Source organism: Pedobacter sp. HMWF019, assembly GCF_003061025.1.
Taxonomy (GTDB): domain Bacteria; phylum Bacteroidota; class Bacteroidia; order Sphingobacteriales; family Sphingobacteriaceae; genus Pedobacter.
Map to the genome: position 1 here is coordinate 1 of NZ_QAIL01000038.1, position 16,140 is coordinate 16,140.

The following is a 16,140-nucleotide window of genomic DNA, read 5'->3' on the forward strand; positions in this document are numbered from 1 at the left end:
TTACAAGTCTGCGCCATGCCCGGACTCTCCTCCCAGCTAAGCGCCCAAAAAAAAAGATCTTGTACTTTCGGGGGCCTCAGGGCGCCTTGCCACAAGAGCGCAGCGAGGCAAGGAGTCCAGCCCCCGAAAGTACAAGATCTTTTTTCATACGATTTGCCACCACATTCCACCCTCTTTTCCAAACTTTTCCACACAAAAAAAGCAACACCGAATTAACGATGCTGCTTTTCCATGCTGAAAGCTCAGGACTATTTTTTACCTGCTTGCTGTTCTGCTTGTTTCAATGCTCTTGACATTCCAACAGAAACGATTGTATCTTCTGGAGTGTTAGTTACTGTGTAAGCGCCTTTTTCAAGGTCACGTACGCGGAACAAGTTACCAACTTCTAATTTAGCAATGCTTACCTCAACAGACTGAGGCATGTCTTTAGGCAAAGATCTAACACGAAGTTTACGTAATTTCTGAACCAATTTACCACCCATTTTAACACCTGGAGAAGTACCGGTTAATTTAACAGGGATTTCCATTAAGATCTCTTTGTCATCAAATAACTGAAGAAAATCTACGTGTAACAATTGGTCAGTAACCGGGTGAAATTGTAATTCTTTGATGATAGCGTTGGTTTTTTTACCGTTGATATCGATCGATACAAAGTTAGCCTCAGGCGTATAAATAGCATCCTTTAACTCTGTAGTTACCACAGCAAAGTGTGATTGTTCTTTACCACCATACAATACTGCAGGAACCTTACCTTCGTAACGAAGCTCCTTAGCATCGCGTTTCCCTACGTTCTCTCTTGGAGAACCGCTAATTGCGATTGTTTTCATCTTTTATATATTTATTTATTAGTAATCAACCCTTACGGGCCTTTAATTGTATTAAACTTTAAATAAGTCACTGATCGAACCGTGCTCATTCACATTGGCAATTGCCTTCGCAAATAATTCAGCCGTACTCAGTACCTTAATTTTCTCACTTGGTCTTTTCAACGGGATTGTATCCGTAACGATCAGTTCGGCCAGCATAGAATTTTCAACGGTCTCTATCGCTTTACCAGACAAAACCGGATGTGTACAAACTGCTCTTACACTTTTTGCACCTTTCTCCATAATTAAAGCCGCAGCTTTGGATAAAGTACCTGCAGTATCACAGATGTCATCAATTAAAACAATATCCTGGTCCTTTACATCACCAATGATAGACATGGATTCAATCTCATTTGCTCTTTTACGACGCTTGTCACAAATCACAACCTCCGCATTAAAGAACTTGGCAAAGGTACGTGCACGATAAGAACCACCCATATCCGGTGAAGCAATCGTTAGATTCTCCAGTCCAAGACTTTTAATATAAGGAACAAAAATCACAGATCCATCCAAGTGGTCTACCGGGATATCAAAGAAGCCCTGAATCTGGGCAGCATGAAGATCCATGGTCATGATGCGGTGAATTCCTGCTGATTTTAACAGGTTAGCCACTAATTTTGCACCAATAGCCACCCGCGGCTTGTCTTTTCTGTCCTGTCTGGCCAAACCATAATAAGGAACAACTGCAGTGATATAATGGGCAGAAGCACGCTTCGCTGCATCAATCATCAGTAAAAGTTCCATTAAATTATCATTAGGCTGATAAGTCGAAGCGATAAGGAAAACATCACAACCGCGGACAGTTTCGTCGTAAGAAGGTTGAAATTCGCCATCACTGAACCTGTTTAACGTGACGTCACCTAGGGGCTTGCCGTAAGACTCGGCAATTTTTAGTGCTAATTCCTTTGTGCCCGTTCCGGCAAAAAGTTTAACTGGGTTAAATTGCAATGGCATGATTGATCGGTATCAATGCTGGTTAAAAAAAATCGGATTGCGGTTTTAGTCACAATCCGAATATTGTTTTGTTGTCCGACCTGGATTCGAACCAAGACAAACGGTACCAAAAACCGTTGTACTACCCTTATACTATCGGACAATCTTCCATTTAAAAGGCTTGCTTCGAAATGGAATGCAAATCTACGCACATTTTTCAAACTTGCAAACACAAACTGAAAAAAAATCTATTTTTTTCTTCTTTGCCCTCTTTTCAAATGATTTACATTTTGGGACTCTGGTTAATTTTTGTTAAACTCGTCCTATCATTGTACGATTATCAATCTTATTCTTTATTTTCGGCAGCATTTTTATAGCCCACAATTATCTATTCAAATAAAATGAATTATTCAAAAATTAATAACCTTACAGGCTGGTTCTGTTTTCTGGTTGCCACAGTATCTTATATTTTAACCCTGGAGCCATCTGTAAGTTTTTGGGATTGCGGCGAGTTTATAGCCTCTGCATTAAAAATGCAGGTGGTACACCAACCCGGCGCACCTTTATTTTTAATGATCCAGCGCTTCTTCTCTTTATTTGCAGCGGGTGATCTAACCAAAATCGCTTATTTCATGAACGTAGGTTCTGCTGTTGCCAGCGGTGCCACCATCCTGTTCCTGTTCTGGACCATTACAGCATTGGCCAAAAAGCTGGTACTTAAACCTGGTGAAGAACTCACCTCTTCAAAACTGATTGCCATTATGGGATCTGGTGTAGTTGGGGCCCTGGCTTACACCTATACAGACAGTTTCTGGTTTTCAGCAGTAGAATCCGAGGTATATGCCTTATCTTCCCTGTTTACAGCTATCGTATTCTGGGGTATCCTGAAATGGGAAGCACATGCAGATGAGCCAAGAGCAGACAGATGGCTCCTGTTCATTGCCTATATCATGGGCCTTTCCATTGGTATCCACCTTTTAAACTTACTAACCATCCCAGCGATGGCCTTTGTATATTATTTCAAGAAAACACCAAAGCCAACCAATATAGGTATACTTAAAACTTTCTTTGTTGGAATTCTGATCCTGGCTTTTGTACAATATGGTATCATACAATATGTTGTATCATTTGGTGCTTACTTCGACCTTTTCTTTGTCAACACTTTAGGTCTGGGTTTCGGATCGGGAGTCCTTTTCTTTGCCATACTCCTTATCGGAGGTTTGGTGCTAGGTATCCGTTATTCTATTAAACACCAGAAAAAAGTATTAAACCTGGCCCTGCTTTCCACTGCACTGATCATTTTCGGATATGGTTCCTTTGCCATGATCATCATCCGGGCAAAAGCCAATGTGAACCTGAACAACAGTGATCCAGACAATGCCTTTTCTTTCCTGGGCTATTTGAACAGGGAACAATATGGAGACCGTCCTTTACTTTTTGGTCCAAACTACAATTCACAGAAAGTAAACCTGACAGAAGGAAAAACCCTGTATAGAAAAGGTACAAACAAATATGAAGTAGCCGGAAAGAAAACTGACTATGAATATGACAGAGTAACGCCTTTCCCAAGGATGTACAGTGACGACGACAGACACGTTGCTTACTATAAAGATATGATGGGATTTGACGACACCCATTTTCCAAGTTTATTTGACAACATTGGCTTCCTCTTCAAATACCAGATCGGTAACATGTATATGCGTTACTTTATGTGGAATTTTGTAGGCCGTCAGAATGACGACCAGGGACAGGGAAGCTTATATGAAGGACAATGGTTGAGCGGTATTAAACCAATCGATGCCATTATGCTGGGCAACCAGAGCCACCTTCCCCCTTCTATAGTGGACAGCAATGCCTATAACAGGTTCTTCTTCCTGCCTTTAATTCTGGGACTGATTGGCGCCGTATGGCATTTTAAACGCAATCAGAAAGATGCAGGTATCGTAGGTTTACTCTTCTTCTTTACCGGTATTGCCATCGTATTATATTTAAATCAGAAGCCACTCGAGCCGAGGGAAAGGGATTATGCCTATGCCGGTTCCTTCTATGCCTTTGCCATCTGGATCGGGCTTGGTGTACCGGCCCTGCAAGACTGGCTGTTTAAAAAGATTACACCCAAAAACGGTGCTATTGCTGCCACAGCAATTGGATTACTTTGTGCCCCGGTAATTATGGCCGAACAGGGATGGGATGACCACAACCGTTCTACTAAAATGGTGGCTCATGATATTGCTGTAGATTACCTGCAATCCTGCGCACCAAATGCCATCCTGTTTACCTATGGTGATAATGACACCTATCCATTATGGTATGCACAGGAAGTAGAAAACATCCGGCCGGACATCCGCCTGGTGAACCTGAGCTTATTTGATACAGACTGGTACATCAATGGTATGAGACGCAAGCAAAATGAATCTGCACCACTTCCGATCACGATGAAAGAATCTCAGTATGTTCAGGGTGTAAGAGATGTGATGTATTATCAGGACGCTAATATTGCAGGTCCTGTTGAACTAAAAGACATCGTAGACATTTTGTTATCTGATAATGATGAAGACAAAGTTCCTCTTCAAAACGGAACAAAAGAAAACTTCATCCCAACCAAAAACTTCAAATTAACGGTAAACCCTGCAGAGGTGATCAGTACCGGTACGGTAAATGCGGCAGACGCAGGCAAAATTGTACCCGCCCTGGAATGGAAATACAACAAAGGCTATGTAACCAAAGGTACACTGGCTATGTTTGATATCCTGGCACACAACCAATGGAAAAGACCTATCTATTTTGCAAGTACCGTGCCTTCCGAGCAGTTCAATGGTTTAGACAATTATTTATATACAGAAGGATTGGCTATGCGTCTATTACCTCTGAAAGCAGACAGTGCAGCTTCCAGCAGACAAGATCTAGTCAACACACCAGTATTGTACAACAACATCATGAACAAATTCAAGTGGGGTAATATTAAAACCGCAACCTACCTGGATCAGCAATCTTCCGATGACGTATCCATCTTCGCGAATCTGTTCAATACTTCTGTATCCAGCCTGATCAAAGAAGGTAAGATTGACGAGGCTAAAAAGATCGTGGAAAAATATTACCAGGTGATGCCTGATAAATTCTATGGCATGCGTTCTATGATGGGCACTTATTTTATGGCAGAGAACCTGTATATACTAGGTGAGACTGCAAGAGCAAACGCCCTGATAGAAAAATCGGCAACCTATATTCAAAAAGAACTCACCTATCTTGCAGATGTATCTGAAAGCAAAAACAGGTTTGTTGGAGGCCAGAACGTACAGTTAGGCATGTCTTTCCTGAATCAAATGGCACATACTGCCGAACAGCATAAACAAACTAAACTGAGTCAGAACCTGAAGAACCAATTCAGTGCACTGGAATCCAGATTTGGACCATTCTTTCCCCAGGGCAACTAAGCCCCGGGGGCTTTAAAAAAGAAAGGGCTGCAATAATAATTGCAGCCCTTTCTTTTTGTATTCGTATTTTTTATTCGGTAACTACGCCCATTGCGCAGAACTTATCAATTCTTTCTGTAATCAGTTTATCTGTATTTTTCTTACCCAGTTCTTTCAGATCTTTTAAGATCTGTTCTTTAAGGGTTACCCCCATCTGTTCCGGATCCTGGTGTGCACCACCCAATGGTTCTTTAACAATACCATCAATCAGCTTATTGCTGTACATATCGGAAGAAGTCAGCTTTAAGCATTCTGCTGCGCGCTCTTTGTAATCCCAGCTTCTCCAAAGGATAGATGAACAAGATTCAGGAGAGATGACCGAATACCAGGTATGCTCCAGCATATATACCCGGTCTCCAATCCCAATACCCAGGGCACCTCCAGATGCACCTTCACCTACAATAAAGCAAATGATCGGCACACGAAGCACAGACATCTCCAGCAGGTTTCTTGCAATAGCCTCCCCTTGTCCGCGCTCTTCAGCTTCAAGACCAGGATAAGCACCCATCGTATCAATAAAGGAAATTACTGGCTTGTTGAACTTTTCTGCAAGTTTCATCAGACGCAATGCTTTTCTGTATCCTTCAGGATTCGCCATTCCAAAATTACGGTATTGACGTTCCTTGGTGTTCTTTCCTTTCTGATGACCAATGATCATCACGGTTTGTCCGTTAATGGTCGCAAAGCCACCAATAATAGCTTTATCATCTTTAACGGTCCTGTCTCCGTGAAGTTCGATGAAATCATCACAGATCATTCCGATGTAGTCCAGCGTCTGAGGCCTTTCTGCATGACGGGACAATTGAACTTCCTGCCAGCCGGTCAGGTTGCGGTAAGTCGCTTCCCTGGTTTCCGCCAGCTTTCCTTCAAGTTCTGTTAAGGTAGCAGACATATCTACTTTGGTTTTATCAGCAACCTGTTTTACCTTCTCAATTTGCTGAAGCAGTTCAGCAATAGGTTTTTCAAAATCAAATGACGTTTTTATCTGTTCCATAAGTGGGCGGTAAAAATAGAGAAAAAAATCCTTAATTACTCAAAGCACTTTTACTAAAAATATGATACTCTCCGGGAGCGAGTGTTTTTGTATAAGTACTACTGCCGAAATTGACCGGACTGCTGTTGCCTGCTTCATACCAGTTTCCAGAAGTTCCCAGATCCACACTAGCCGCCTGGGCCACCACATCAAAGTTACCCACCACCACTACAGTATTGGTCGCATCTGTCAATTTAATATACTTTACAGCCCCAGATAAATTATAGCTGGCATTGGGCGAACTGAAAATACTGTTCTTCTTTTTCAGTCCAATGAATGCAGCATATGCATTATATAAAGCCTTGCGCTTTGGATCATCCGCATACTCCCAATGAATAGGCTTATTTCCCGTACGGCCATTGAAATCTATAGAAATATCATAGCCCAATTCTTCAAATTGCCAGATCATTTTTGGCCCCGGTACCGAGAACAAGAATGCCGCAGCCATTTCCTCCCTTTTTAAAGCCGTACCCAGATCCTGCACATTATAGCTCCCCGAAGCATTTCCATAGGCAATGTTTTTAAACATGGTGCGTTCCTCATCATGGCTTTCTATAAAGTTGACCAGGTTTTCTGACTTCGCAAAACCATGCTTTGCGAAAAAAGCCCAGGAAAAATCAGAGTTGCCCAACCAGCCCATTGTGGCTTCATTAACATTATAATTGAGGTTATTCCAGAGCATCATCCCCTCGCCTGCCAAAACGGTCTCTTCAGACGCATCAGCAAAGTGTTCCAGGATCACATAGAAATTGTTTGGATCTATACTTTTTATATAATTATTGTACTCTTTCCAAATCGCAATCCGGCTCGCATCATAAGCACTAAAGGAAGCATCATCTGTAGAGATTTTCTGCGTAAAACCTTTGGACAGATCAAACCTGAAACCATCAATTTTATACTCCTGCATCCAGAATTTCACCACATTTTTTACAAAAATTTTAGTTGCGGCTTTCTCATGATTAAAATCAAAGCCCACATTATAAGGATGAGTGGCATCAACATTGAACCAGGGGCTATTGGCCGCAGGTTTACCATTTTCAAAATACAGCTGTACCATTGGGGACTGCCCGAAAGAATGGTTCAAAACCATATCCAGAATTACGGCAATACCACGTCCATGGCATTCATCTATAAAATTCTGCAAGGCTGTTTTAGTACCGTAATACTTATCTGGTGCAAAATAGAACGAAGGGTTATAACCCCAGCTCAGGTTTCCCTCAAATTCATTCACCGGCATGAGTTCTATCGCATTGATACCCAGGGAAGCCAGGTAATCCAGTTTTTGCAAAGTAGAAGTATAATTATGATCTGCTGTAAAATCCCGCACCAGTAATTCATACACCACCAGGTTATCTTTTGCGGGCCGTGTAAAACCCGTTGTATTTTTCCAGGTATACACCGGCGGATTGCCCTGCATGACACTCACAATACCAGTTGTTTTACCTACCGGATACGCTCTTAAACCAGGATAGGTCTTACTGTCTATATAACTATCATTATCCGGATCCAATACCTTCTGGCAATAAGGATCTGCCACTTTTAAAGTTCCATCTACCAGGAACTGGTAGGCATATTCTGTATTAGGGTCTAGTCCGTCTATCTGTACCCACCAAGTATTGCCATCAGCGGTATTCTTCATGGCTGTGCCCTGCCAGTTGTTAAAATCACCAATCAAAGACACAGACTTTTTAAGCGGGGCATAAAGGGTTACAATCGCCGACTTGCCATTATTAATAAAAGCTACACCATCTTTTGCAGCCGAAGGAAGCCCGGTATCTACTGGTGTAACCGGATCTGTACCCGGGTTACTTTTTTTGCATGCCAAGGCCAATACCGATAAAATCAGTACCATAAACAAAGTTGTTTTCATCAGATTATAGTTTAGGTTTTTCTCTTACAAAAACATAACAGATCACAGCAGCAACAATCATCAGCACCCCACCTATTTGTACCGCCAAAAGACGATCATTGTGCAGTACCTCACGCATCAGCCAACCAAATCCCAGGGAAGCTATGATCTCCGGTAATACAATAAAGAAATTGAAGATCCCCATATAGATCCCAATCTTGTTTTTTGGCAGCGATCCGCTGAGCATAGCATAAGGCATAGACAAGATACTTGCCCAGGCAATACCAACACCAGTCATACACAAGTACAGCATATTTTTATCATGTACCCAGGCCACACTAATCAAACCCATCGCTCCACACAGGAGGCAAAGGGCATGTGTGGTTTTCCGTCCGAGTTTATCGGCGATTTTCGGCAAAACCAGGGCAAACAGGAAGGTAACCACACTATAATAAGCCAGTGTCAGGCTCCCAAAATCTGCACCATGCGCATAAACCGGGTCACTTGCATCTTTTCCGCCAAACACATTGACCGCAACCGCCGTGGTATAATAAAACCACATCAGAAACAAGCCTGGCCAGGTAAAGAACTGTACCAGCGACACAATCTGCATCCGCTTTGGCATATTTAATAAGGAATGCCAGATGTCTCTTGCACCAGCACCAAAGCCCTTGTTGCTTTCCAATACTTTCTCTTTATAATCTACGTCTGCAGGTGGATATTCCTTAGTGGTAAACACCGTATACAGTACTGAAGCAAGAAAAAAGAAAGCACCGATGTAAAAAGAGAACCTGACATTTTCAGGGATGCTGCCCTGTGCAGCGGTATTGGTGAGATGGAATAGGTTATTCATGAGCCAGGGCAATGCCGAAGCAATACTGCCGCCTAGCCCAATCATCATGCTCTGCATAATAAAACCTCTGTTCACCTGCGAATCTGGAAGTTTATCCGTTACAAAGGCGCGGAAAGGCTCCATGGCTACATTTCCTGCTACATCCAGGATCCAAAGCAATCCTGCAGCCATCCATAAGGCGCTGCTGTGTGGCATGAACACCAGGGCAATGGAACTGATAATTGCCCCTACCATAAAATAAGGACGTCTTCTTCCCCATCTGGGGTGCCAGGTCCTGTCACTTAAATAACCAATCACCGGCTGTACCAGCAGACCCGTTAGCGGTGCTGCAAGGAACAACAAAGGTACCTGATCCGGGTTAGCGCCCAGATTTTCGTAAATCCGCCCCATATTGGCCCGCTGCAAGTCCCAGCCAAACTGAATACCGAAGAATCCAATACTCATATTTACAATCTGTACCAGGCTCAGTTTTGGATTTTCGGTGATGGTTTTTATGTTCATTTCTATGGTTTAAAATTCTATAATCTGTGCAGATACCGGCCCCAATTTAACCTGGATCGAGTTTCCAGATACAGGCGCAACATTCTGGCCGCTGAGCAAGTCTGTTGCTGTTAAAACAGGCTTTTTATTCAATATATCCTGCGGGATATCAATACGCATTTCCAGACTTTGCGCTCTGTCAAAATTAACCAGGATCAGTAAACGCTGTTTATCGGTATACCGAATATACCCATACATTCTGTTATTTCCATTTCCGCTGAGCTGGACTTCGTAAAAACCTCCCTTGGATATGGCTTCTGAACCGGTACTGATCTGCATCAATTTCTGGTAAAACGCCCGCAGCTGTACCTGTTCTGCATTCAGTAAAGCGCCATCAAACGCCCCATGGTTCATCCACTTCTGGTGTTCCGGTACACCCCAGTAATCAAAAATCGTTGTCCGGTTATCATCTCCGCCAAAACCCTCTTTACCTTTTCCGGGTTCTCCAACCTCCTGCCCAAAATAGAGCATCACTGGTCCTCCGCTTAAAGTAGCAGAAACCACCATTGCAGGCAGGGCATATTCGGGTTGTCCGGCAAAACCTGCCGAAGCGATCCGTTCTTCATCATGGTTTTCCAGGAAACGAAGCATCCGGTTTTCGTAAGCCGCATCACCTAATTTACGTGCCGCCGGAATTGTAGAAACGTCGGCTGAAGACTCACTTCTGATCAGTTTCTTTAATCCATCATATAAGCCCACCTTATCATACAGGTAATCAAATTTTCCTTCATTAAAATAGGTCTCATAGGTTTTCGGATCATAAGCTTCCCCAATAAACACTATTTGAGGATAAGCTTTCTTTACCTCAGGGATCACCCATTTCCAGAAAGCTACAGGTACCATTTCAGCCATATCACAGCGGAAACCATCCACCCCTTTTGCCGCCCAATATAAGAGGATCGCCCTCATTTTTGTCCACACCGGTGGCAAGGGAGAAAAATAGGTTTTCATTCCATCCTGATAATCTACCCCGTAATTCAATTTCACGGTTTCATACCAGTCATCTGCCTTCGGCGATGCAGAAAACACATTGTTTCCCGTCGCTTTCGCAGGGTCTTCTTTAAACTTATGGTCCATCAAAGGAGTTAATGCGGTCGTTATGGTATCTGCCGAAGCCGGAACCACTAAAGGTTGCCCAGGAATATAGTAAAAATCATTGGCTGCACTAAAAGCTTTTCTAACATCATCGTAAGCACCAAAATCTATAGCTCCAGTTGGTTTAACATTAGAATGGTAGCGGCGCGCCACGTGATTAGGTACAAAATCAATGATCACCTTTAAGCCCTGCCGATGTGTCCGTTTCACCAAAGCATCAAATTCTATCATCCGGTTTTTAACGTCTCTGGCCAGATCAGGATCTACATCATAATAATCCCGAATGGCATAAGGCGAACCAGCACGGCCTTTCACGACATCCGCATCATCAGGCTGGATACCGAAAGCACTGTAATCCGTCAAACTGGCATGGGCAATCACCCCTGTATACCAAACGTAATTTACACCCAGTTCTTTGATTCCCGTTAAAGCTTTATCATTAATGTCATCAAATTTACCACTGCCGTTTTGCTCAATTGTTCCATAAGGAACATTGGCTGTACCCGCATTACCAAACAAACGCGGCAACAATTGATAGATGACTATTTTATTTTGCTCCATATGCACATTTCCGGGCTTGTCTGTTTTTTGTGCAAAGGAAGTCCTTGCTGTCCCAGACAAAACCAATATCACTATAATTAAGTTTTTAAGGATTACACGCATAATTCATACGTCATTGTTTTCTCTCCCTGCGGAATCTCATAGACCTGGTCAAACACCATGACTTCTATGGTTTTTGCTGTCGTATTGGTCATGCTGATCTTTCCGGCTTCGATATTCACTTTTAAGGTTGTTCCGCGGAAATTTACTGTAAATGCAAAAGATTTCCATTGCTTGGGCACAAAAGGGTGGAACCGAAGCTGATTGTCTCTTACTCGCATTCCTGCAAAACCTTCCACAATACTCATCCATGTACCTGCCATAGAAGTAATGTGTAACCCATCCTCCGTATCATTATTGTAATCGTCCAGATCCAGGCGTGCCGTACGCAGGTAAAACTCATAGGCTTTTTCCTCATCGTTTAACTTCGCCGCCAGAATACTGTGTACACATGGCGATAAAGAACTCTCATGCACGGTTCTGGATTCATAGAATTTAAAATTCCTGCGCAAAGTGTCCAGATCATAATTGTCTTCAAAGAAATACATACCTTGTAATACATCGGCCTGTTTAATAAAGACAGATCTGAGTATCCTGTCCCAGCTCCATTTCTGGTTCAACGGACGTTCTGTTGCAGGCAACTCGCTTACCAGGATCTGTTCTTTATCCATATAACCATCCTGCTGCAGGAAAACCTTTTCTTTTTCATCATATGGAAAATACATCTGATCGGCTACTTTCTTCCAGTCTGCAAATTCAGCTTCCCGCTGCAAACTGGTTTTAGCTATAATCCGCTGGTAATCTGCCGGCGAAATTGTTTCCACGATCTTTGCCGCTTCGATAGCATAATTTAAACACCATGCCGCCAGCGTATTCGTATACCAATTGTTATTGATGTTGTTTTCGTATTCATTTGGTCCGGTTACTCCAAGCATCACATACTTGTTCTTATCCGCACTCCAGTTTACCCTCTGCTTCCAGAAACGGGCAATGCCGATCAGTACTTCCAGTCCATATTCCTGCAGATAGGTCTCATCGCCGGTATGGCGCACATAGTTAAATATGGCAAATGCAATAGCCCCGTTCCTGTGGATCTCCTCAAAAGTGATCTCCCATTCGTTATGGCATTCCTCACCATTCATGGTTACCATTGGATACAAAGCCGCTCCATGGCTAAAGCCCAGCTTTTCTGCATTTTCAATGGCCTTGCCCAGATGTTTATATCTATAGACCAGGAGATTTTTAGCCACCTCTGCCGGTGCAGTAGAAAGATAAAAAGGAATACAATAGGCTTCTGTGTCCCAATAGGTGGAACCTCCGTATTTCTCTCCCGTAAAGCCTTTAGGCCCAATATTGAGTCTGGCATCTTTACCTGTATAAGTTTGGTTGAGCTGGAAAATATTGAACCGGATGGCCTGTTGAGCAGCCACATCACCTTCAATCAGAATATCGCTTTCTTCCCATTTTGCTGCCCATGCCGAAGCCTGATCGGCAAGCAACTGTTGGAAACCTTTTTGGGATGCCCTGGAAATCGCCTTTGCGCTCTCTGCCTGAAGGGCTTCTTTGGCATAGTTCATCGAAGACAGATTAGCCGCTATTTTATAGATGTCAACACAGTCCTGTGCCTTTACTTCAATACTCACCGTGTAACAAAGGTATTTATCATTCACTGCCTCTCCTGTTTTCAAGCGCAGTTGGGTGTTATTTTTCAAGACCGAAGTTTGTACGGCTGTACATACCTCGAAAGCTGTCTTTTTAGTACGCAGTGTTAAGAAAGAAGTATCACCTTCATATGTTCCATGCACCAGGTCCCAGAATTTCTCTTCATAATTGGAGTCCTGGTTTTTTACATCTCCATCTGTAAAAGAAATAATATTCAATATACCTTCAAAGTTCAAAGGAATGATCTGGTAATGCAAGGCCGCAATTTCATCGTCCGCAATACTACAAAAGCGTGTAGAGCGAATCTCCAGTTTTTTCCCGGTGGCCAGCTCGGCAGTAAAAGAGCGTTCCAGGTACCCCTCCTTCATGTTTAGCAAACGTTTAAAGCCGCTTACTTTACACAGGTTCAAGTCCAGAGTTTCTCCATCTATATTAACGTTTATTCCTATCCAGTTGGCAGCATTTAATACTTTTGCAAAATAGTCCGGATAACCATTTTTCCACCAGCCAACACGTGTTTTATCTGGATAATATACCCCTGCAACATAATTTCCTTGCAAAGTCTCGCCACTATACTGCTCTTCAAAATTGGCCCGCTGTCCCATACGGCCATTGCCAATGCTAAAAATGCTTTCTGATATCTTATTTAAATGAGGATCAAAACCTTCCTCTATGATGTTCCACTCTTCTGGCTTTATATAATTCTTCATCTTTATGCTTTATTTAAACCTGCTGAACAGGATCTTATCTTATTACTAAGGAAATAATTTCTTTCACACTGATCTGTGAAAGGTTTTTAACATACAGGTCTGCACCTTTGAGGTTCTCTTCCTCACCAACGCCTACAGATTTCATATGTCCAGCCAGGGCAGCATCTATACCTGCCTGTGCATCTTCAAAAACAATACAGTTTTCTGCAGGTACTCCGAGTAATTCTGCCCCCTTTATAAAAACTTCAGGATCAGGTTTAGATTTAGAAACCACATTTCCATCTACAATGGCATCAAAAAAATGAGTAAGCTGTGTTCTTTCCAGAATGGTTGAAGAGTTTTTACTCGCAGAGCCCAGTGCAATCTTAATCCCTTCGGCACGTAAATTTTCAAGCAGATCTATCGATCCCGGCAGTACCTCTGCTGCTGTCATTTTATTAATCATAGCAACATACCACTCGTTCTTTTGTGCAGCCAGTACTTCTTTTTCCTTTTCTGTTTTCTCTACACCTCCCCAGTCCAGGATCATATCCAGGGAACGCATCCGATTGACACCTTTCAGGTGTTCATTTTGTGCTTCTGTGAAATCAAAGCCAAGTGTATTGGCCAGCTGTTTCCAGGCTTTATAATGGTAAACCGCGGTGTCCACTAAGACACCATCGAGATCAAAAAGGCAAGCGATTTGTTTTTCAGGTAAATTGTTTTGCATTGCAGGGCTTTTATTGTAATTCCAGTACCAGAGATGATTTAGCAGGTATGGTTAAGGTTTGAATTGAACTGATGTTTTCTCCACTCACTATATTCAGGGCAGCATGAGCTCCCTTCATCCGCTCGCTGAACCTCGCGGTATTCAATTGTTTTGCTTTATCTTCTGTATTGATGATCACCATAACGGTTTTTGCTGATTGGTTCGGGTCGCTGTACCTGAAGTAAACGTAAATTCCATCCTCAGGTACATACTGCATCATCTTTCCTGTTTGCAATGCCTCACTGCCTTTTCGAAAATTGGCCAGTTTACTGAAGTAATTGAAAGCTTCGTTTTCTTTCTCCGTACGTCCCGCAGCCGTAAATTTATTCGTTTTATCCCCTTTCCAGCCACCTGGAAAATCAGATCGTACCAAGCCGTCCGGGTTTGAATAATTTTTCATCAGGATCTCGGTACCATAATACACTTGTGGTATGCCACGCATGGTAAAGATCAACGCTAACCCAGCTTTGTATTTATCGAAATCTTCATTTACCATAGAGTAAAAACGGCTCATATCATGGTTATCCATAAATACAACGTTCCGCGTTGGGTCCTGGTACAGGAAGTCCAGAGAAAGTGTGGCATACAAACGATAGATACCATCGGTCCAGCCGGATTTGCCATTTAAGGCTTCATAGACTGCATCCTTAACGACAGCATCTGTAATACCCGGCAAATGGGTATCGAAACCCCGGTTTACCGTGTTACCACCGGTAAAAAAGGCTTGGCTCGCTACAGAGTTCACCAATGTCTCTCCAAAAATAGACAGGTTAGGAAATTCTGCTTTTAACTTTTGTGCCCAGTCTGCCATGTATTCCGGATCATTATAAGGATAGGTATCCAGCCTTAAACCATCTATACCAGCGTACTCAATCCACCAGATGTGGTTCTGGTTTAAGTAATTCTGCACATAAGGGTTTCTCTGGTTTAAATCAGGCATAGAAGGTACAAACCAGCCATCCAGCATTTTTTTACGGTCGGCTTCAGAAGCATGGATATCCATTACCGGCTGATCGCGATAGCTGGTTTGCGTATAAACAGGCCACTGGTTTACCCAATCTTTCATCGGCATGTCCTTAAACAGATAATGACCTGTTCCGATGTGATTGTGTACAATATCTTTGATGACCTTTAATCCCTTTTCATGGGCTTTATCCACATAAGTTTTATACAACTCATTGCTGCCATAACGGGGGTCTATCTTGTAGTTATCTGTTGCTGCATAACCATGGTAAGAAGCATTGGCCATGTCATTTTCAATTTCCGGGGTCATCCAGATGGTGGTTACACCCAGGTTCTTTAAATAATCCAGGTGATCAATCACACCCTGGATATCTCCGCCATGGCGGTAATACATGGAATCCCGGTTAAGAGTGGTTTCCTGAAGTCCTTTCACCACATCATTTTTAGGATCACCATTGGCAAAACGGTCTGGCATCAAAAGGTAGATCAGGTCTTTACTGGTTACGCCCTGTATCCTTCCCGTGCTTTGATTTCTGTTCTTCAGTTCATAGATATATTGTTGTTTTTTCTTTCCATTTTGTACAAATACAATTGGAAACTTACCTGCTTTGGCTTCCGGGCTAATCTCCAGATCCAGGAACAGGTAGTTTGGATTTTCTACTTTATGTACTTCTGCCAGTTTAACACCGGGATAATTCAGCTGCACATCAAGTGAAGCAATCTGCTCTCCATGAACCAGCAGCTGAAGCTTAGGGTTGTTCATACCAACCCACCAGAACATCGGTTCTATACGCTCCAGCTTCTGGGCATGGGCC

General features: G+C 42.7%; 10 protein-coding genes. 1 reads left to right on the plus strand and 9 read right to left on the minus strand.

Features of this window, described 5'->3' with window-relative positions:
- Positions 1 to 248: 248 nt before the first annotated feature.
- Positions 249 to 827 carry a 50S ribosomal protein L25/general stress protein Ctc gene (locus DBR11_RS02555; protein WP_108550047.1) on the minus strand — a complete coding sequence of 193 codons (579 nt, stop codon included), beginning with the start codon at positions 825 to 827 and terminating at the stop codon, positions 249 to 251.
- Positions 828 to 878: 51 nt separating this feature from the next.
- Positions 879 to 1,820, minus strand: coding sequence for a ribose-phosphate pyrophosphokinase (locus DBR11_RS02560; RefSeq protein WP_108550048.1), 942 nt, complete (start codon positions 1,818 to 1,820; stop codon positions 879 to 881).
- Positions 1,821 to 2,200: 380 nt separating this feature from the next.
- Between DBR11_RS02560 and DBR11_RS02570 the strand changes: the two genes are divergently transcribed.
- Complete coding sequence (locus DBR11_RS02570) at positions 2,201 to 5,233, plus strand: DUF2723 domain-containing protein (RefSeq protein WP_108550049.1); 3,033 nt, start codon at positions 2,201 to 2,203, stop codon at positions 5,231 to 5,233.
- Positions 5,234 to 5,303: 70 nt separating this feature from the next.
- Here DBR11_RS02570 and DBR11_RS02575 read toward each other — a convergent pair whose 3' ends face one another.
- From DBR11_RS02575 to DBR11_RS02605, 7 genes are all read right to left on the minus strand, one after another.
- On the minus strand, positions 5,304 to 6,266 hold the full coding sequence (locus DBR11_RS02575; protein ID WP_108550050.1) for an acetyl-CoA carboxylase carboxyltransferase subunit alpha: 963 nt from the start codon (positions 6,264 to 6,266) through the stop codon (positions 5,304 to 5,306).
- A 31-nt stretch (positions 6,267 to 6,297) separates the two neighbouring features.
- Positions 6,298 to 8,175, minus strand: a complete 1,878-nt coding sequence (locus DBR11_RS02580; RefSeq protein WP_108550051.1) for an alpha-amylase family glycosyl hydrolase — start codon at positions 8,173 to 8,175, stop codon at positions 6,298 to 6,300.
- A gap of 4 nt (positions 8,176 to 8,179) precedes the next feature.
- Positions 8,180 to 9,508, minus strand: a complete 1,329-nt coding sequence (locus DBR11_RS02585; RefSeq protein ID WP_108550052.1) for an MFS transporter — start codon at positions 9,506 to 9,508, stop codon at positions 8,180 to 8,182.
- Between the two features lie 9 nt (positions 9,509 to 9,517).
- Positions 9,518 to 11,305 (minus strand): alpha-amylase family glycosyl hydrolase, encoded by a 1,788-nt coding sequence (locus DBR11_RS02590; protein ID WP_108550053.1) that lies wholly within the window; start codon positions 11,303 to 11,305, stop codon positions 9,518 to 9,520.
- Complete coding sequence (locus tag DBR11_RS02595; RefSeq protein WP_108550054.1) at positions 11,296 to 13,614, minus strand: glycoside hydrolase family 65 protein; 2,319 nt, start codon at positions 13,612 to 13,614, stop codon at positions 11,296 to 11,298. The genes DBR11_RS02590 and DBR11_RS02595 overlap by 10 nt, the downstream gene beginning before the upstream one ends.
- 34 nt (positions 13,615 to 13,648) lie before the next feature.
- On the minus strand, positions 13,649 to 14,323 hold the full coding sequence (pgmB, locus tag DBR11_RS02600) for a beta-phosphoglucomutase (RefSeq protein WP_108550055.1): 675 nt from the start codon (positions 14,321 to 14,323) through the stop codon (positions 13,649 to 13,651).
- Between the two features lie 10 nt (positions 14,324 to 14,333).
- Positions 14,334 to 16,140, minus strand: a 1,807-nt coding sequence (locus DBR11_RS02605; RefSeq protein WP_108550056.1) for a glycoside hydrolase family 13 protein, incomplete at its 5' end; no start/stop codon positions are given.